The sequence below is a fragment of the Snodgrassella alvi genome (assembly GCF_002777855.1).
Lineage (GTDB): Bacteria > Pseudomonadota > Gammaproteobacteria > Burkholderiales > Neisseriaceae > Snodgrassella > Snodgrassella alvi_E.
This window is the reverse complement of the sequence record NZ_MEIK01000040.1, coordinates 17,398-37,516: the sequence shown is the minus strand read 5'-3', so window position 1 is coordinate 37,516 and position 20,119 is coordinate 17,398. Positions and strand designations below refer to the sequence as shown.

The following is a 20,119-nucleotide window of genomic DNA, read 5'->3' as shown; positions in this document are numbered from 1 at the left end:
GTCTTATTTACTATAATATATATTTGTATTTATATTTTTGATATTCTGTACTGGATTAAACAATTTTATCACTATGATAATTTGTCTGAATTCGTTGATTTACTTTACTTCATTCCACAGGCACCAAAATTATATTGGCTATTTTTAGGAATTATTTTAGGCAATCTCATTTTAAGCTTATTTTTAATCCTAAAATATTTGGTTCGTTTGGCTTCTACGCAAATAATTGTACCTTTATCTGTATTGTATTTGCTTTTTGCCATATTTTTTTACGATTATCGCGGTGCTAATTTATCAGATCGTTATCAGACTGTAGGTTGGTGGGGAAGTTATTACGAAACGATTCAAAATCTTAAATTTAATACACAGTTTTTCTGGCGTGGAACGCTTAAACCTGAATTTTATGATTGGCCGTATGGTGGGGTGTTACAAAAGCAGATCAATATACAGCATCCTCCCAAAAAAATACTATTTATTTTAAATGAGTCATGGGGGACTTTTGTACCTGAACATGGCGCTATTAATTTATCAGTAAAAGCACCTTTGCTGAATTTGCCCAATGTAAAACTAATTGCTCAGGGTGAAAATCCGGCACTCCACAGTACCATAATGGGGGAGCTGCGAGAGTTATGTGATTTGAAAGCCAAAAGTTCAAATTTTAAGCTAGGTCCATTTGATAAGTTCAAAAAATGTGTTCCGGTAAGATTACAAAAACAAGGGTACACAGTCCAAGCTTTCCATGGTTCTTATGCCAAGATGTATGACCGAAAAGATTGGTATCCGCATATGGATTTGCAAAATGCGCATTTTTTTCCTCAATTCAGTAATATTAAGCAATGTCATTCATTTCCTGGAGCTTGTGACTACAATATTGTGCATGATGTATCAGCTGCCAATAAATCTGCACAGGGTAAATCATTTATATACTGGCTAACACTGAACACCCATCATCCTTATTCTGAGCTGGATATGTTGGGAGCGAATACTTATGATTGCCATCAGCCTTTATTTAATGGAAGACAAGAAGCATGTCGGAATTTGAATCTTCAACATCAGTTTTTTCAAGTACTTGCTGATGAAATCAAAGCCGGAGGATTTAAGGACACTGACATCGTAGTTGTAGGTGATCATAGCCCTCCTATTATGTTAGATAAATATAAAGACAGTTTTAAGCCTGATTCTGTGCCATATATTCACGTACGAGTAAATTGAAATAGTTTATATTTAACTAAATTTTGTAAGGTAGCCTGTGTAATTACTTCTAAATTAGTAATAAAGGGTACCTTACAGTTTTTATCGCCTTTAATTTTTAGATTTCCAAATCCATAATAGTTGCAAAAATTATTTGAAGCGGAAGAATGGGTAAAAAAAACTTCGCCCAATATTTTTATTGATGCCTTAATGTTATAAAAAATTTATATGTTTTAAAAGAGTTTGACTATAGAAATGGGTACAGGGAGCTAGTGGGTTTGTACATTACAATTTACTTTAAACGATAATGAAATTACAGATCTTTTCTAAATTAATGAATTGAAATTTATAGTCTTATAAAATTTGATAGACAATCTTTTTCTAAAATAATATTTACTAATATTATTTTAGATTTTACTTTATTGTTTTATTGGGGGGAAATATATTTACATAATGTCAGTAAATATTCGAATTAATATAAATATTTAAAATATATTTTCAGTCTTAATTTTCATATGATATCATTTATGAAAATTTCATTTATATGTGATCATACTTATACTTTATATAAGAAATATTGATGAATATTGAAGTAAATTTCCCTTTATTTTCAAAAGTAATACATATATTTAATAAGTATTTTTCTTTTCGGTTATGGCTTTTTATAGCTTTTTATCTAATTATAAATAATGTTTTTTTCTGGTTATCACAAGCATTGATTCACTCCCAGCGGTATGTGGTTGTATTGGAATATGTTTGGATTATTCCATTATTGTGTCTGCGAAAAAATTGGTCAATATTATTATTTACCATCTCCTACGTTTGCATTTATATTTTTGACATTTTGTATTGGATTAAGCAATTTTATCGTTATGAAAATTTATCAGAATTCATTGGGTTGCTTCATTTTCTTCCCCAAGCGCCAAAATTATATTGGATAATTTTAGGATTAATTTTTGGTTATCTGATATTAAGTTTATTTCTAATTTTCAAATATTTGGTTCGTTTTGCTTCTACGCAAATGATTCTACCATTATCTATATTATATTTATTGTTTGTATTTTGCTTTTACGATTATCGTGGTACTAATCTTTCTGATCGCTATAAGACTACTGGTTGGTGGGGAAGTTATTACGAAACTATTCAAAATTATAAATATAATATGCAAATTTTTTGGCTCAGAAAAGTCAACCCTGAGTTTTATGATTGGCCACATGGAGGTGTGTTACAAAAGCAAATTAATTTGCAGCATCCCCCAAAAAAAATACTATTCATTTTAAATGAATCATGGGGTACTTTTGTACCTGAACATGGCGCTATTAATTCATCGGTAAAAGCACCTTTGCTGAATTTGCCCAATGTAAAACTAATTGCTCAGGGTGAAAATCCGGCACTCCACAGTACCATAATGGGGGAGCTGCGAGAGTTATGTGATTTGAAAGCTAAAAGTTCCAATTTTAAACTAGGCCCGTTTGATAAGTTCAAAAAATGTGTTCCGGTAAGATTACAAAAACAAGGTTATGATATACAAGCTTTTCATGGATCTTCTTCTAAGATGTATAACCGTAAAGAATGGTATCCGTATATGGGTTTGCAAAATGCACATTTTTATCCACATTTTAGTAATATAAAACTTTGTTATTCATTCCCTGGAGCTTGTGATTATATTATTGTGCATGATGTATCAGCCGCAAATAAAGCTTCACAGGATAAATCATTTATATATTGGCTAACACTGAACACCCATCATCCTTATTCTGAGCTGGATATGTTGGGAGCAAATACTTACGATTGCCATCAGCCATTATTTAATGGAAGACAAGAAGCATGCCGGAATTTGAATCTTCAACATCAGTTTTTTCAGGTACTTGCTGATGAAATAAAAAGAGGTGGTTTTAAGCATACTGATATTGTAGTTGTTGGTGACCATAGCCCGCCCATTGTGTTCGATGAATTTAAAGACAGTTTTAAGCCTGATTCAGTGCCATTTATTCACATACGAGTTAATTAATAGGCTTAATGTCATGCCTAACTTACTAAATAGATTTGGTATTTTTATACTATAAAATAGTATTATATGATTAAATTGAAGAGAAATTTTTATGTGTGTCAATATGGTTTTTGATTTTTTAAAAATAAAATCAGTATGAATGTATCTAAATAACTTGATAAAGAATGCTTTAGAGCACATTTAATTACTTGGTTGTAATTTTGCAGCTTCTTAAACTACATATTTATCCCAATACAGTGAATGATTTGTCGTAAGACCAAAATTACAAAAATGACCTGTGCCAAGCTTGGCTTAGCGCTCCGATAATGTGCAATAAACGCTTTTGCATTTTTGAAATGTATTGGTCTCTTGCTGAGGATGGGTAAATAAGGCATATGAGGTAAAGGTGTTGTTTTCCGAGCGGCGAATTTGTTGTTACACTCCAATAGGGTATTCTTTGGGCTTGCAATATCGACATCTCGATTAGTCTAACCAAACAAGGTGAGAAAGTTGCGGACGATTGTTTTAGTAATATTGTGGCAGTAGCTGTATACCTTTGTGTTAGTTATATAAGCAATACTCACGCAATAATTAAACGCATCAAATGGTAGTGCTTGTCTATTACAAAATAGATTGTTTTACAAAACAGTTTGATAATCGAAAATTATAAATAAATTTCTTAAGCTTAATCTTAAGTCTAAATATTCGTTATGTTACTGGTTTGAATTCTATGATATAAATGTTAAATAATGAAATTAATATATAAAAATAGTATAATTCTAAAATTAGGCATATAAATTGCTCATGATTTTATGTTCAACTAGTTTATTAACCATATTGACGTGGAGACTAAAATGAAAGCATTTCAAAAAGGTTTTACATTAATAGAATTGATGATTGTAATTGCAATTATCGGTATTCTGGCTGCTATTGCTGTACCTGCGTACTCTGACTATATTGCTCGTTCTCAGGCATCTGAAGCTTCTAGCCTTGCTGCTGGTTTGAAATCACAGGTAGTAGATAACATGCAAAACAGTGTATGTACAACTGGTGCTAATGCTGCTGTAGATCAGCAAAAAGGTAAATATGGCACAGCAGAAATCGGTGGTTCCGTTACCATGACTTCAGCTACTTCAGCCATGGGTGATACAGGTTGTACAATTAAGTATACTGTCAATCAAACCGGCGTATCTTCAGCTATTTCTGGTAAAGTTTTGGTATTGTCAGTTTTGAAAAATGGCTCTTTGAAAAAGAATGCTACCGGAACTAATATGAATGATAAATACATTCCTAAAGCTTACCTGTAATCCTTATTGAATTTAATACAAAGCCACTTTGAGTGGCTTTTTTATATGAACAAAAAGCGAATAATGCAAATAATATTAAATTTTTAATGAAACTACCTTATCTTTTAAATTGTTATAAATTTTTTTATCTGTATTTATAACAATTTTATATATTTAATAGAAGTTTTTTCTGGTTGTCAATGCTATTAGTCTATTGATTTAATCATAAGTTATACTCTTGTGTGATATATCATGCTAAGAATAAGGCAGGACAGAGTAAATTAAATATCTAGTAGCTGAAATTGAATACTTATTATCCGTATTCTTAACACGATATGCTGGTAAAAATACTTACAATGGCTTTTAGCCATTATTTGACGGCAGACAAAAGTATGCCAGAAGTGGATTTCAAAATAGTTTTTCAAATCTTCGCTGATAAGGTCAGAATAAGTATATTTATGAATGCTTATATCATATTTATTTAATTATATTTGATGAATACAAAGAAAGTTTTGAGCTTGACTCTGTATCATTTATTTAGGTATATGAAATTGAAATACATAAGTTCCTACTAAGCAAACGAAAATATGTTTGGCTCATTTTATTAATTAAAATAAAAGTGTATTTAATCTGAATCAGTCTTGTTATTGATTCCAAATATAAAATCAGTATTAATGTACTTGATTTATTAAATAAAAATATGCCATAGGGTTTATTTAATATATTTTTTATAATTTGCAGCTCTTTAAATACAATATTTGTCTTCGTGCTGAGAGTTCTTGGCTGTAAGCGCAAGATTGTCCAAAATGGCCTGTGCCATTCTTTCGCTGGCACCGCGATGTTGAGTAATAAAAGCTTCTGCATTTTCCGACATGTATCGGCGTTGCTGTGGATTGGCAAGTAAGGCTAATGAGGTAGTTGCCCAGTCTTCAGCAGATCTGATTTGTTGCGCGGCTCCGATAGCAACCGCTTTTGGTGCAGCATCAGCGAAATTATACGTAGATGGGCCAAATAAAGTGGGTAGGTTGCAGGCGATGGGTTCGATAATGTTGTGGCAGCCGCTGTCAACGAGACTACCGCCTACAAAAGCGATATCGGCGCATAAATAATAAGCAAACAACTCACCTATACTGTCGCCAATCCAAACCTGAGTTTCTGGAGCAATATTTAGATTATCGCTACGTTTCTGTGTAATGAAATTAAGTTTTTCTGCGTAATCAAAAGCTGGTTGAAAACGTTCTGTATGGCGCGGGACGATGATCAGTAATGTATGGCTGGTTTTTTGTTTTGCCCATGCGTCTAGCAATAATTGTACTTCGTCGCTGCCATGGTAAAAGCGGGTACTGGCACAAATCACCACAGGCCGGTTGCCGATACGTTGTTTGAATGTCTGTGCTAGAGCATACATGTCTTCGGTTGGAGAAATATCATATTTGGTGTTACCACATATTTTCAGATGTGCTGCACCAATTTGTTTTAAGCGTTCGGCATCTGCATTTGTCTGAGCAAAACAGCCTGTCAAGGTGCTGAGAGCAGGAGCAACCAGCGATCGCACTTTCAGATAGCCTTGCAATGATTTTTCTGATAAGCGTGCATTAGCCATAAACAGAGGAATGCGATTTTTAGCACAGATATTAATTAAATTCGGCCATATTTCTGTTTCCATCAGTACACCAAATAAAGGTTGGTGGTCTTGGATAAACTGCTTTACCCACGATTTTTTATCATAGGGAAGGTAACGGCACTGTGCCTGAGGAAAAAAATGTTGCACAGTTGCACGGCCGGTAGGCGTAGTCTGAGTGATTAAAAGAGGAGTATTTGGAAACCACTTTTGCAACGCGTGAATAAACTGTATTGAGGCACGCGTTTCTCCTACTGATACTACATGAATCCAGATAGCGTTTTTTACCGCATTCGGATAAGGTTTTCCAAAACGTTCGGACCAATTTAGGGCATAGGCCGGTGCCAGTCTGGCACGTCGACGCAAATAACGGCGTAAAAAAGGTGGGGCGAGCAACCATAAAAATTGATATAAAAGATTCAATAGCATATGCACTCAATGTGAAAGGCCTGTTTCAAGGTCTTCATAATATAATAAAAAAACACACGGGTTTAACCCCGTTTATAAGCAGTTGTTTACAGGAATGAGGTACTTGATATCGATATTTGTTCTTCGGCCTAGGCTTCAGCCATATCCAAAGCCTGCCGGATATTAACTTCCACGATCCGTGAAACTCCTTTTTCTTGCATGGTAACACCTACCAATTGCTCAGCCATTTCCATGGTTAGTCGATTATGGGAAATATAAACAAACTGGGTTTGGGCGGACATTTGTTGTACCAGCTGACAGAAACGGCTGGTATTGGCATCGTCTAATGGCGCATCTACTTCATCCAGCAAACAGAATGGTGCCGGATTCAGGCTGAACAAAGCAAATACAAGGCTCATAGCAGTTAAAGCTTTTTCGCCACCAGAAAGCAGATGAATAGTGCTGTTTTTCTTGCCAGGCGGTCGCGCCATAATGGATACGCCCGCGCTGAGTAAGTCATCGCCAACCATATCCAAGTGTGCTTCGCCCCCACCAAACAAGGTTGGGAAGTAGCTTTGTACTTTTTGATTGACTGCATCAAATGTGGTTTTAAAACGGGATTTTGTTTCTTCATCAATGGTACTGATGGCTTCTTCCAGTAATGCTATGGCGGCCTGAACATCAGCAGTTTGCTGCTGATAGTATTGAGCGCGTTCATGGGCTTCTTCCAATTCCTGTAAAGCAGCCAGATTTACAGCGCCCAAAGCATTGATTTTCTGTGCAAGAATAGCGATTTGCTCGCTTAGTTCCTTAGATTCTGCTTGGGTATGGGCAAATTGTTCTGTCAATGTATCTATATCGGCTTTATTCTGTTGAAGTGTTTCGTAAAAATGTTTGGCATTTAGTAAGGCTTCCTGCTGCTGGAGTAGGGCTTTTTGTGTGTCCGCCTGTAGTTGTGGTAAGCGGCTGTTTAGTGTGTGTTGTTGTTGCTGTGTCTGTTGTAACAGTTGCTGAAGCTCTTGCAACTGTTGCTGTGCATCGGCACAACGTTCATTGGCTACATTAATCTGTGCATTCAATTCTTCAGTTTGCAAAGTTTGTTCGTCTTCTACTTCTTCGTCAACAATACCAAGAGCCAGCTCGCTCTGGCGCTCTTGCCAACGTTCGGTCTCACGTGCAATTCGTTGGCGTTCCTGCGACGCACTCTGAATTCGCTGCTGTAGGCGCACAATGACCATTTCAACCAGCCCTTGTTGCCTTCGTGCCTCTAGTAGTGCCAGCTGGCTTTGTTTGAGGGTTTGCTGTTGGTTCTGCTGGTTGGTCGTATGGCTTTCTAGCAGGGGACGCAATTGGTCTATAGCTAGCGTCAGATTATCGGCATCTGTTTGTGCCTGTTGCTGTATATGTTCGTATTGAGTTAATTCATTGATTATTTGGGCACATTCCTGCTGAATATGTTGCCGGCGAAGCTGCCCTTGGCTGGTACGTGCAATCAATTCTGTGGCCTGTGCTGAGGCAGCCTGCCAGCTTTGTTGTTGTTGTTTCAATTGATGCTGGCACTGTAATAGTTGAGCTTCTGTATTATCCAGATTTCGCTGTGCCAGCTGCATGGCTTCTTGTGACTGTTGGCAGGGTTGTTCGATATCCACAAGGGCTTGTTGCAGTTCACGTAATTGCTGCTGCTGTTGCAATAAACTAGAGCCATTATCTTCAGCATATAAGGTAATGCTTATAGCATCTATGCAATGGCCTTCTGGAGTAACAATCAGTTGATGTGCCTCTAACTCCTTTTGCCGTAGTAAGGCTGCTTGCAAAGATTCAGCGCATATCACCTGCCGAAGCCAGAAATTCAATACTTCTTCAAAGGGTGATTCTACTTTAATATGCTGCAACAAGGCATCGCTGGCAACGGGTAATGTTTCGGATGGAGTGTTTAGATTGACCCATACCGAAGTGTGCTCAGTCTGGATATTGTCTAGCTGTAGCTGTTCACAGTAATGAGCCTGAATTTTATGCCCCAGCGCTACACTGGTTGCATGCTGCCAGTGTGGTTCGACCTGCATATGCTGCCACAGCAAGGGAATATCAGTATGTTCTGACGCTGTTGTGTTGCTGTGCTCTGCTTTTGGCAACATTAAGGTAAGCGCTTCCACCTGAGCATTCAGTGTAAGTTGCTGTTTGTCCAACTGGCGATACTGTTGTTGAGCCAGTGCCAGTGCTTGTTGGGCATTGTCTCGCTGCTGCTCAAACTGCAGCAGGTTTTCCTCCAGTGTTGCTACTACCTGTTCCAGTTCAGCTGCACTGTCCCGCGTTTTTTCCATCTCTTCTTCAGAGGGTAAGGCTAACTGCGCCAGCTCTGTTTCCAGCCGCTGCTGACGTTGTTGTAACTGCGTAATACTGCTGCTTGCATGCTGGTGTTGCTGTTGTTTAATTGCCTGTTCACGCTCCAGCCGCGCCAGCTCATTCTGTTGATTCTGGCGTGTGCGTTCACCCAGATGTGCCAGCTCTTCGAGCTCTGGCATACGTGCTTCATGCTCGGCAGCTTGCATAGCCCATTCTTCGCGCACTATTTGCTGTTCTTCCAATTCACTATTGGCTGATTCGAGCATCTCTTGCTGTTGCCGGTCTTCTTCATGCAATCGTTGCAGTTCTGAATGAGCCTGTGCTTGTTCTCGCGCCATGCGCTGTTGCCAGTCACGCCGGTGACGGATCTGCTCTTCCAGACGCGCCCACTGTTCGCGCAGACCGGCGCGTTGCATTTCTGCTTCACGTACCTGTTGCTGTTGCTGCTGTTCCTGTTCGCGCAATTGCTGAAGGTTTTCTTCAAGTGTTTCTAGATGCTGTTGAAGTGTTGCCTGAGCATTGTCATGCTGTTGATACATTGCAGTAGCATCATCAGCCTGAGCCAGTGCCTGTTGCCATTGGCTATAATCAAATAAATCCTGTTTACCCGCTATTTGTTCTTTTAGTTCCTGATAGCGTTGTGCTGTATTTGCTTGTCGTTGTAATTTTTCTACCTGCCTGTCTAGCTCACTTTGTAAATCGGCCAGTCGTTGCAGGTGTTCGCGTGTGTCTGCCAGTCTGTTTTCCGTTTCACGGCGGCGTTCCTTGTACTTGGAGACACCTGCCGCTTCTTCAATATGCGCTCTAAGTTCTTCCGGCCTTGCTTCAATTATGCGTGAAATCATCCCTTGTTCTATCACTGCATAGCCACGAGCTCCAACCCCTGTACCTAAAAATAAATCTGTAATATCACGCCGGCGTACTACTTGATTATTAATATAATAAGTAGACTCACCTTGCCTTGTGAGCTGGCGTTTTATTGCCACTTCACCATATTGTCCCCATGCTCCCTGAAGCTGACCGTCACTATTGTTAAATACCAGTTCCACGCTGGCGCGCGGGGCAGGGCGACGGGTGTTGGCACCATTAAAAATCACGTCTTGCATGCTTTCACCGCGCAGCTGTCTGGCCGAAGCTTCGCCCAGCACCCAGCGCACGGCATCAATCACATTGCTTTTTCCACAACCATTTGGCCCGATTACAGCCACCAGCTTTCCTGGTACGGCAATCGTAGTGGGATCAACAAAAGATTTAAAGCCGGAAAGTTTGATATGGGTTAGACGCATAGCAACAATAAAGCAGGCAAATAGCCACAAAATTGGCTATTTTAGCTGGTTTTAAACAAAAAGACAGTTTTAGTTACTTCAAATACCTGTTTATAATATTTTAATCAAAAATGCGATACCGTATTAGTTTTACGACTTCATACAACCACGCTTATCCAAACCATCAATAATGGCACAATTAGGTGAATCATTGCCTTTACAACGGTTATACCAGCTTTCCAATGTATCTTTCATATTATTCAAATCTGATATTTTTTTATTCAAGCGCTGGATATGTTCACCTACCAAAGATTTTACATCCGCACTGGCACGCAGTGGATCATTGCGTAAGGCAAGCAGCTCAGCAATCTGTGCCAGTGAAAAATCCACTTCACGTGCATGGCGGATAAAACTCAATGTAGCAATATCTGCATCAGTGTAATCGCGATAGCCATTACTTTGTCGCTGTGGCCGAATTAAGCCAGCGGCTTCGTAATCACGTATTGTTTTGCTAGACAAGCCGGATAATTTTTCTGCTGTACTGATATTCATTGCAAATTAATAAAATGGAGAAACCGGAATAAAACTTGACTTTATCACAGGGTTAAGGTTTAAGCTTTACTAAAATACTTTTTATGGACCCACTTTATATTGGAGACAATCATGCAAATGGTTCAGTTTAAAATTGACGGAATGACGTGTGAAGGCTGTGCCAGAAGTGTTACTTCAGCACTACAAGGCAGCCCTGGCGTAGAAACTGTAGCCGTTAACTTTGCTACAGGTCTTGCCGATGTAGGCTTTAATGAAAGCCTTACCAATATTGATACCCTAAAAGCTGCGGTAGAAGCGGCCGGTTTTGATGTTGTTTAATTTTTCAATTCAGCGGTTGGGCAAATAAAGGTTAATACCATGGAAGAAAACTTGCTTACAAAAAGTTCTCAAACAACCTCAGCGCGTTTTGCCATTGAGGGTATGGATTGCCAAGCTTGTGCCAACCGCATAGAAAAAGTACTGCGTCGGCAGCAGGGTATACTGACTGCTGATGTTAATTTTGCCAGTGATGAATTACAAACCCGCTTTGACAGCAAGCTGCTAAGTACAGAAGATATTGTTCAAATGGTAGCTAAAACTGGTTTCAAAGCAACCCCTGCCAGTGAAAGCAGTCTCAATGCACTGGCCGAGGCTAATTCCAGTAAACATACCGGTATATCGTGGCGGTTGGCCATAATCTGGCTCATTGCCATCCCCTTTATTATTGGCATGCTTGGCATGTTAATAGGTCAGCATTGGATGCTGCCGCCGCTGTGGCAGTTTATCCTTGCCACCATTATCCAGCTTGGCTTTGCTTGGCCTTTTTACACCAGTGCCATCAAATCCTTGCAAGGCGGCGTGGCCAATATGGATGTACTCGTGTCTCTGGGCACACTCGCCATTTGGATTTATTCCACTATTATGCTCTTTAACCATCAAAGCCATGCCCATCAATATATCTATTTTGAAGCCAGCGTGATGGTGATAGCTTTTGTCTCACTGGGAAAATATCTCGAACAACGTACCAAAAAACAGAGTCTCAACAGCATGAGCTTGTTATTGCAGCTTACGCCGAAAATGGTACGCAAGCAGACAGAAAACGGCTGGCAAGAAGTTCCCTTAAGCCAGATACAAACGGGTGACATTCTACAAACCAATGCCGGTAATCGCATTGCCGCCGATGGCCTCGTGCACAGTGGTGAAGCGTGGTGTGACGAAAGCTATCTTACCGGCGAATCCAAACCCTTATTAAAACAAACCGGAGACAAAGTCCTTGCTGGTGCTCTTATCAGCAATGGCAGCATCACCTATCAGGCACAGACCCTAGGCAGCCAGACCCTGCTGGGCGACATGATGCAGGCGCTGGCACAAGCTCAAGGAAGCAAAGCACCAATTGCACGGCTGGCAGACAAAGTATCCATGGTATTTGTTCCTACTGTAGTTGCCATAGCTGTATTAACCTTTCTATTAAATTGGTGGTTGGGAAATGGTATTAACGAAGCTGTTACCCGCGGCGTGGCAGTATTGGTTATTGCTTGCCCATGTGCGCTGGGGCTGGCTACACCTGCTGCTATGATGGTGGGCATGGGGCGTTCTGCCCGCTATGGTGTCTGGTTTAAAGATGCCGCCGCACTCGAACGTACCAGTCAGGTAGGCACTGTTGTACTGGATAAAACCGGTACCTTAACCAGCGGCCAACCGCAAATAGTTGCGCAATGGCAGGCGCCAGAAAGTAACTACAGCCAACAAAAAATACTACAACTGGCTGCATCCGTAGAAGAGCTCACCACCCATCCGCTGGCACTGGCTATTATTCAAGCAGCACAAAAGCAGCAATTGCCCATTTTAAAGGCTTTCAACAGCCATAGCGATATCGGGCAGGGTACACAAGCACAGATAGAGGGATATGGCACAATCAAAGTGGGCAATCCCGCTTATTGCAGCTTTAACATCCCAGAAGAATTAAAACAACAAGAAATCTGGCGGATAGCCAGCATTGTAGTCGTAGCTATCAATGATAAAGTAGAGGGTGTTTTTGCTATAGCCGATGCACTTAAACAAGATACCGTTCAAGCTATTCAGCGCCTAAAACAACAACATATTGACATTTATATTATGAGCGGCGACCAGCACAGCGTCGTAGAATACATTGCTAAGCAGCTGGGAATTAATCATTATCATGCAGAAATGAATCTCCGCGCGAAAGCCGAAGCAGTTCGCCAACTTATGCAACAGGGTAAAGTAGTAGCCATGATAGGCGATGGTATAAACGATGCGCCTGCATTAGCCGCCGCCGATGTAAGCTTTGCCATGTATGGCGGTGCTGATGTCGCCACCAATACTGCTTCAGCTACGCTAATGCGCCACTCTGTTACACAGGTAGCCGATGCGCTGGCTTTAGCTCATGCTACCGTGCGCGTCGTCAAACAGAATCTGTTTTTTGCCTTTTTCTACAATATACTTGGCATTCCGCTAGCCGCCATCGGCTTGCTTAGCCCCGTGATTGCAGGTGCGGCCATGGCCATGAGTTCCATTTCGGTATTGCTGAATGCTTTACGCTTGAAAAAAAGCGGGCTGGAATAAATATTTTATTCATTGAGTAAAGTTATTTTCTCGCTTAACTCTATCTATATAATTTACATTCGCAATTCTGTTTCCAGCTTAATCTTTCTTATTTTTCTAAGATTTTTGTGAAAATTTTTTAAAATATAACTAATTAGCACAATTTTCCAGTAGCGCTGCTATTCATAAAATAACATTTTGTCGAAATATTTTTTAGCAGAAATAATCCCTTGTTTCTACCAAATTAATACTGAGATGATTGAACAGTGAATCAACAAAAGTACTCAATATTCTGCTAATCACACAATAATATAGCTTTTTTTATACCAAATAAGCATATCATTTTAGAATTAATTTCATTTTGATATTTATCACTAAATTTAATTTCATCTAGATAAATTCAAGCCAAATACATCTTGGATTGAATTAGAATAGGATGAAAAATAAATCAGAAAAATACTGATTTTCGAATTTAGAATGTTACATAACCATAGAGGGGTAATCTGATGGCAAACTTACTGACACAAAGTTGTTGCGGTGCTTCTGGGTTAATATTAGATCTTCTTTACGAAACTGCAAGTAATCATATCAAGTCCCAATCTCGTCTGTTAACTCCAGGCGAAATGAGTATGGTAACCTCTGTTTTTAAAAGCGCCATAGTATTATCACAAGTACGAGTTCGGGATGGCATCTTGCTGCCGCATCAAGGTAAATATGCGATCACACCATTTGGTGGAATATACTGGCCGCATGAATATTATTCAAGAGATTATTCCATAGAACCGATTAGAAGAAAACATTTTTTTATGCATGAAATGACCCATGTTTGGCAATATCAGATGGGCATGCAGGTAGCCTTGCGTGGCGCATTCAGTTTAATCGCAAATTACGAATATGTGTTGAAAGAAGGCACACTATTATCTAATTACGGTATGGAGCAGCAGGCTTCCATTATTGCAGATTATTATGCTTTGAAAAATTATGGTTTTAATGTATGGAAAGAAATTACAAATGAAGAGTTTAAAGATAGTTATCCGAAAAGTATACAACTTGTACAAAAATACTGGCTTAAAATGTATGAAGATAATTTATGCTTATTTCTAAAAAATCCTAAAGATAAAAAAGCAATATTTGGATGAATCAGAATTTTTACCAAATAGAAAATGAAAATGATCATAAAATACAATTAATAATGAATTTGTCTACCAGAATAAGGTTTATCTTTGCAGTTTGATATTTTTAACCTATATTTCAATCATTAACTGTTAACTAGAAGGCTTTCAAGTCTATTTTTATTCGAAAATCAATAAGGAATAAAGTATGAAGAGGTTGATAACAAAATATCCATGCAGGGGATTAATTTTGTTTCTAGTAATCCTGATTACAGGTTGTATAAGGCCTTATACCCCGGATATTGTATTAAAAAAAGATGGCCAACCTTGCATAAGTATCCCCTCGAATGAAGATTTTTTCCGTCGCCAAAAAGAATTTAATATTTTAGGCTTAGATGTCTATCAAACTGGAGTAGGGGAACTCTGGAGCAAAAATTTTTTAGATTCTAAAAATTATTATTATGTAAAGAACCAACAATGTTTATATTTCAATTATAAATTCCAGACTAATATTTTATATGATATTGGTTTTTTTTCTACAGAAAAAGGGGATGAAGAAAATAGAAAATCTACAAAGAAAGTGTGGATGAGGTATATGCGAATAATAAAAAAATCAGATGGAACGTTGCAATTATTATTAGACGAAGAGGCTCGTGATTATTCTTGATTTTGATTGAAGCTATACAGCACATTATCTGGATGATATTTATTAGAACACAAGGAGAATGAATAAAAATCTTTTTCGCATTTTGCCAATAGTCCTTACAATAACTTTGATAACAGGTTGCATATTGCACAACAATGTATTTTATACGCCCGAAATTGAATTAAAAAAGGATGGACAACCATGTATCAGTATACCCGCAAATGAAGATTTTTTCCGACGAAAAAAAGACTTTGATATTTCATATTTATATGTTTATCAAGTAGGAGTAGGAGAACTTTGGAGTAAAAATTATTTTCATTCTGCAAAACCCTATTATGTTCAAAATGATCAATGCCTGATTTTTAATTATCATTTTCAGAATAATATTCCCTACCATATAGGTTTTTTTTCAAATGAGAAAGGCAATGAAGAAAATAATAAATCTACTGATAAAGAATGGATGAGATATATGCAAATCATAAAAAAACCAGATGGAACGTTGCAATTATTATTAGACGCTGAGGCACGTGATTATTCTTGATTTTGGTTGAAGCAATATAGCACATTACCTGTATGAAATTCATAGGGACACAAGGAGAATGAATAAAAAACTTTTGCGAATTTTGCCAGTATTTCTTCCAGCAGTCTTGATAACAGGTTGCATATTGCATCGTAATGTATTTCATACGCCAGATATAGTATTAACAAAAGATGGCCAGCCCTGCATCAGTATACCCGCAAATGAAGATTTTTTCCGACGAAAAAAAGAATTTAATATTTTAAGCTTATATGTATTCCAGAGAAGGGTTGGATACCTCTGGAAAAAGAATTTTCAAGATTATAAAAAGCCGTATTATGTCAAAAATCAACAATGCTTATATTTTAATTATCGTTTTAAAACTAATATTCTTTATTCTATTAGCTTCTTTTCAACTGAAAAAGGGAATGATGAATCTCAGAAGTCGACAAATAAAGATTGGACTAGGGATATGAGAATCATAAAAAAAACTGATGGAACCTTGCAATTATTATTAGACGAAGAAGCACGTGATTATTCTTAATTTTGATTGAAGCAATATAGCACATTATCTGGATGATATTTATTAGGACACAAGGAGAATGAATAAAAATCTTTTTCGTATTTTGCCATTAGTCCTTACAATAGCTTTGATAGCAGGTTGCATATTGCACAACAATGTATTTTATACCCCTGATATTACACTAAAAAAAGATGGACAACTATGTATTAGTATCCCTGAAAATAAAAATTTTTCTACAGCAAAAAATATAGTATTTTGACTACAGAGGTTTTCCAGTCAGGGATTGGTCAATTGTGGAAAAAAAATTATTTCTATTCTTCAGAGCCTTATTATGTAAAAAATCAATAATGTCTATATTTTAATTATCATTTCCAAAATAATATTTTTTATACTATTAGTTTCATTTCAACTGAAAAAGGAAATAACGAAAATCAGAAATCAACCCAAAAAACATGGAGGAGATTTATGCGCATTATAAAAAAAACCGGATGGAACGTTCCAATTATTATTAGACGCTGAGGCAAGTGGTTATTCTTGATTGTATATATCATTTATTTGACATTTTATTAGATATAAGTTTCAATTATTTGATAATTATTTTATTAAAATGAGATGCACCATATCGATGCTTAATGCAATCAAAATGCTGTAAACAAAGAATATATTTATAATGCCGGCAAAAATTTAATCCCTTTAATTAAAAACACAATATTCAAGCAATGCATAGGGTTCAACTATATATTTGTCATTTTATCTCAACCTCATTAAATTACCTGTAAAAACCTTATAGTAGAATAACGAAAAAATACATAAATTTATTCATTTAATTAACATTACACTTCACTTGCTGAAATTGAATGAACAATATTAAAAGCAATTAGATTTAATCATAAAGAGCTTTCTTTGAAATTTTATAAAAAAGCATAATCAGCAAACGTATTATGCTTTTTAACAGAAAAAATTTTATTTTTTAGTTTTAATATAATAATATGAAATAAATTTATTCAAATATAAATTTGAGTTTTATAATTAAATTTTTAGTTATTACTTACTTTGATTTAATTTCTCATTTATACAAAATATAAGTAATCTTTCAAGTATTCTAAAGTCATTATTTAATTGTAATGCATTTATAATTTCATATTCACCATCATGTTTACATAAATTTCCTTTGTGATGAATCTCTGTAATTGGAACCTCATATTTTTTCTTATCATTCTTATCACTTTTGTTTGGAATCATTTTAGATAATTTATTTTTATAAAAAGCAGATAAATCAGATTGCTGTGTATTATCACTTAATAAATTTTTTAAGGATTCTAGTATTGACCATGCGCACACATAAGCAACTAAAGGATCTTTTGATAGTGATATTTTACAAAGAGAAAAATAAAATTTTGGGAGCTTGCTAACTCCTAACTTTTCTAAATTTTGATATAACGCCTCAGAATATTCAATATGATCTGCAATCTGAATTTCCTTCAAAGAATCATTATTTGGCTCTGAATTGGATAAGTTATCTGAATTTATATTATTAATGTTAGATTTATTGTTTGAATCTTTAGTTTCCTGAGTAAAATCTAATTGAATATTAGTGTCATCCTGTCGTGTACTAAATGTAATATCTTGTTTATATTGCAGTTTGTCTTTGTATTGAGAATTATTTTTTTTTGTAATTGTATTTGTCCTTTTTAAAAATTCTTCGTATTTTTCATATGTTTCAAATTTCTTATAATCGTTGTTTAATACCAATTTACTTCTATAATTTTCAGCTTGTTCGATAAATTTCATTACTTCAGGTATGTTTTTTAATTTATCTAAAAAGAGGTATTCATCAAAAATGAATTCTCCCTTTGAATTGCTGATTTCTTGACCATCTAAATGTAGTTCTGCGTAAAATCTTGAGGGAGCATGTTTATTTGAAGTTCCAACTAAATTTGTAGGGCGGTAATGAGCTTCGCTTGTACCTTTAATCAATCTACCAAATCTGAATAGCCGCAACCCAGGATTTTCCGTTTGGCTTGACTTTTTACCCAATGAAATAAATCCGTAAACTTTTTTGTTATTAAATTCAAACTCTATATTTTTTTTCCACTCAATATTTTCTCCGATAACATATAAACATTTTTTATGATATTTACAAACTGGAAAAATTAAAGACTCATTTGTTACAGTAATTTTGGAAAAATCTTCTTTTTCTAAGGTTTTATCATTGTATTGAAGTATCAGATTAAGAATAGGTTGAGGATCTTTTCTTGAGCAAAATAGCTGATATGTTTCTTGTAATTCTTTCCATATCCTTTTGGCATGATTTTCATCAATCTCGCGTTTATAATTTTCTAGAATGATTTCAACCCCACTATAACTTCTATTTGTTATTGGATTAAGAGGTATTTCATGTAACCCTTTTTTAAGAAGTTCATTTAAATCAAATTTTAATGAAAAAGGTTGAGTGCCATCTACAGGATAGCTGTTTAGTGTCCATTTTTGGCCAAACCAGAATGAAGCTGCTTTCATTCCTATCCCAAACTCACTTAAAGATTGTTCTTTTGGTTTAAGCGCAGGTTTCATTGCCCTCTGTATATCTGATTCAGCTATACCAGTACCATTGTCATTTATAATTATTCGATTTTTCTTAATACTTATCGTTATAGTAAGAATTTTAGGAAGATTCTGAATTAAGTTTTTTTTTGCTGTTCGATATGCTTCTAATGCGTTATCAATATATTCTGATAAAGCATTTTTAACCGTGTAAGGATAGCTATCTAATAAAGTATAAAATTGCATATCGGGTGATACATCAATTTTTTTTTGCTCTAAACCCATTTATTTTACTCCTTTAATTTAATTTATCTTAATATACCATAATCTATATTTAGATTCCTGGTAATAACTTCAATAATCTTTGCATTGACAGCATTACCTAATGCTTTAAATGATTTTACAGTTCCATGAGGGAGTAACTTTAACTTATGTAGATTCTGTAATTTTGCTGCCTCGTAAGGGGAAAGATATCGAGTTTCTGTAGGTATTATTGGAATTTGCGTGGGAGTCATTGAAATTAATGATGGAGCAACATTAGCCTGTAATATTCTGATCCCTGATGCACGGAATTGCACTAAATGATTATAGATATTTAAATCATTGAATTTCCCTCTCCATTCAAGTATTTGCCAGCTATTATTTTTTTTCTCTAGGGTTTTAGACCATTCCATACATAAGTCAGAATTTTGTGTATAAAGTTCTCTTGTATATAAAGCAGATTTTAATAACCAATCTGGAATTTTATTTTTTTTCTTTGTATAATTTGGCATTCTTTGCATTATTTCTTTCCAAGACTTGCATTTTGTTAAGCTTTGTCCATAAGCGCCTTTATATTTTTTCATTTCTGCAAAAGGTAATTTGGAAAAATTATGTGGGTATGTGGCACCAAACTCTGGAGCTACTATAGAAGTTGAACGTAGCTCAGAAATTGATAATTGATCCAATAGTTTTTGCCAGTGCTTCAAAAGGTTTGTTTTTGGGCTCTCCAGGTTTTTATGAATGTTATTTTTATTGAGTATTTTTGATAAATTTACTGTTTTTAATCCGGTTGTTTTAGGCCAATTAAATATTCCTTTATCTATATCTTTTCTAACACCGATTACAAAAATTCTTTTTCGATTCTGAGGAATACCAATATCAACTGGCGAAATAATTTTGTGATAGATTTTATACCCGATATTCTCAAAAGAATTTGTTAAATATTTCCAAAAGGTTCCATTTGCTATGGTAACAATATTCGGTACATTTTCTAACAAAATAAATTTTGGAGAATGGTAATCGGCTATTCTGATGACATGTTCAATCAATTTTCCAGATTTTGGACATTCAGCTCCTTTTTTTCGACCGGCTAAAGAAAAAGGCTGACAAGGAAAACCTGCACAAATTATTTCGTGGTTTGGTATTTTAGTGACATCTATTTTAGTGACATCATCAAATGGGTCTATACCATAATTAAATTTATATAGTTCTCGTAACTCTGAATCTATTTCACAAGCAAATACACATTTATGACCATTATTTGCTAATCCAACATGGAATCCGCCCAGTCCTGCAAACAAATCAATAAATCTCATATATTT

General features: G+C 36.1%; 14 protein-coding genes and 2 pseudogenes. 11 read left to right on the top strand and 5 right to left on the bottom strand.

Annotation, left to right across the window (positions count from 1 at the left end; genetic code table 11):
• Positions 1-81 precede the first annotated feature (81 nt).
• The 3 genes from BHC43_RS09115 to BHC43_RS09105 all read left to right on the top strand — a co-directional run bounded on the left by BHC43_RS09115 (position 82) and on the right by BHC43_RS09105 (position 4,488).
• On the top strand, positions 82-1,212 hold the full coding sequence (locus BHC43_RS09115; RefSeq protein WP_144078757.1) for a sulfatase-like hydrolase/transferase: 1,131 nt from the start codon (positions 82-84) through the stop codon (positions 1,210-1,212).
• 559 nt (positions 1,213-1,771) lie between these two features.
• On the top strand, positions 1,772-3,202 hold the full coding sequence (locus tag BHC43_RS09110) for a sulfatase-like hydrolase/transferase (RefSeq protein ID WP_100157198.1): 1,431 nt from the start codon (positions 1,772-1,774) through the stop codon (positions 3,200-3,202).
• A gap of 833 nt (positions 3,203-4,035) precedes the next feature.
• Complete coding sequence (locus BHC43_RS09105) at positions 4,036-4,488, top strand: pilin (protein WP_100157197.1); 453 nt, start codon at positions 4,036-4,038, stop codon at positions 4,486-4,488.
• 724 nt (positions 4,489-5,212) lie between these two features.
• Here the strand turns inward: BHC43_RS09105 and waaA are convergent.
• The 3 genes and pseudogenes from waaA to BHC43_RS09090 all read right to left on the bottom strand — a co-directional run bounded on the left by waaA (position 5,213) and on the right by BHC43_RS09090 (position 10,656).
• On the bottom strand, positions 5,213-6,517 hold the full coding sequence (waaA, locus tag BHC43_RS09100; protein WP_100157196.1) for a lipid IV(A) 3-deoxy-D-manno-octulosonic acid transferase: 1,305 nt from the start codon (positions 6,515-6,517) through the stop codon (positions 5,213-5,215).
• 197 nt (positions 6,518-6,714) lie between these two features.
• Positions 6,715-10,125: pseudogene (gene smc / locus BHC43_RS09095) on the bottom strand (chromosome segregation protein SMC); the annotation flags it as partial.
• A 129-nt stretch (positions 10,126-10,254) separates the two neighbouring features.
• Positions 10,255-10,656 (bottom strand): MerR family transcriptional regulator, encoded by a 402-nt coding sequence (locus BHC43_RS09090; protein ID WP_100157195.1) that lies wholly within the window; start codon positions 10,654-10,656, stop codon positions 10,255-10,257.
• Between the two features lie 111 nt (positions 10,657-10,767).
• On the opposite strand from BHC43_RS09090, the gene BHC43_RS09085 reads away from it, so the two are divergent.
• From BHC43_RS09085 to BHC43_RS11055, 8 genes and pseudogenes are all read left to right on the top strand, one after another.
• Positions 10,768-10,974 carry a heavy-metal-associated domain-containing protein gene (locus tag BHC43_RS09085; protein WP_100151661.1) on the top strand — a complete coding sequence of 69 codons (207 nt, stop codon included), beginning with the start codon at positions 10,768-10,770 and terminating at the stop codon, positions 10,972-10,974.
• 39 nt (positions 10,975-11,013) lie between these two features.
• Positions 11,014-13,218 carry a heavy metal translocating P-type ATPase gene (locus BHC43_RS09080; RefSeq protein WP_100157194.1) on the top strand — a complete coding sequence of 735 codons (2,205 nt, stop codon included), beginning with the start codon at positions 11,014-11,016 and terminating at the stop codon, positions 13,216-13,218.
• A 485-nt stretch (positions 13,219-13,703) separates the two neighbouring features.
• The gene (locus BHC43_RS09075; protein ID WP_144078756.1) at positions 13,704-14,336 is read left to right on the top strand and encodes a hypothetical protein; all 633 of its coding nucleotides are present in this window, start codon (positions 13,704-13,706) and stop codon (positions 14,334-14,336) included.
• Between the two features lie 181 nt (positions 14,337-14,517).
• Positions 14,518-14,976 carry a putative T6SS immunity periplasmic lipoprotein gene (locus BHC43_RS09070; RefSeq protein ID WP_100157192.1) on the top strand — a complete coding sequence of 153 codons (459 nt, stop codon included), beginning with the start codon at positions 14,518-14,520 and terminating at the stop codon, positions 14,974-14,976.
• Between the two features lie 58 nt (positions 14,977-15,034).
• Complete coding sequence (locus tag BHC43_RS09065) at positions 15,035-15,496, top strand: putative T6SS immunity periplasmic lipoprotein (RefSeq protein WP_100157191.1); 462 nt, start codon at positions 15,035-15,037, stop codon at positions 15,494-15,496.
• Between the two features lie 58 nt (positions 15,497-15,554).
• Positions 15,555-16,016 carry a putative T6SS immunity periplasmic lipoprotein gene (locus BHC43_RS09060; protein ID WP_100157190.1) on the top strand — a complete coding sequence of 154 codons (462 nt, stop codon included), beginning with the start codon at positions 15,555-15,557 and terminating at the stop codon, positions 16,014-16,016.
• A gap of 58 nt (positions 16,017-16,074) precedes the next feature.
• Positions 16,075-16,254, top strand: coding sequence for a hypothetical protein (locus BHC43_RS09055; RefSeq protein WP_100157189.1), 180 nt, complete (start codon positions 16,075-16,077; stop codon positions 16,252-16,254).
• A gap of 101 nt (positions 16,255-16,355) precedes the next feature.
• A pseudogene (locus BHC43_RS11055) lies at positions 16,356-16,514 on the top strand (putative T6SS immunity periplasmic lipoprotein); the annotation flags it as partial.
• A 525-nt stretch (positions 16,515-17,039) separates the two neighbouring features.
• Here BHC43_RS11055 and BHC43_RS09050 read toward each other — a convergent pair.
• A complete protein-coding gene (locus BHC43_RS09050; protein ID WP_100157188.1) occupies positions 17,040-18,821 on the bottom strand; it encodes an ATP-binding protein in 1,782 nt (593 codons plus the stop codon).
• A gap of 23 nt (positions 18,822-18,844) precedes the next feature.
• On the bottom strand, positions 18,845-20,113 hold the full coding sequence (locus BHC43_RS09045) for a DNA cytosine methyltransferase (protein WP_100157187.1): 1,269 nt from the start codon (positions 20,111-20,113) through the stop codon (positions 18,845-18,847).
• Positions 20,114-20,119 lie beyond the last annotated feature (6 nt).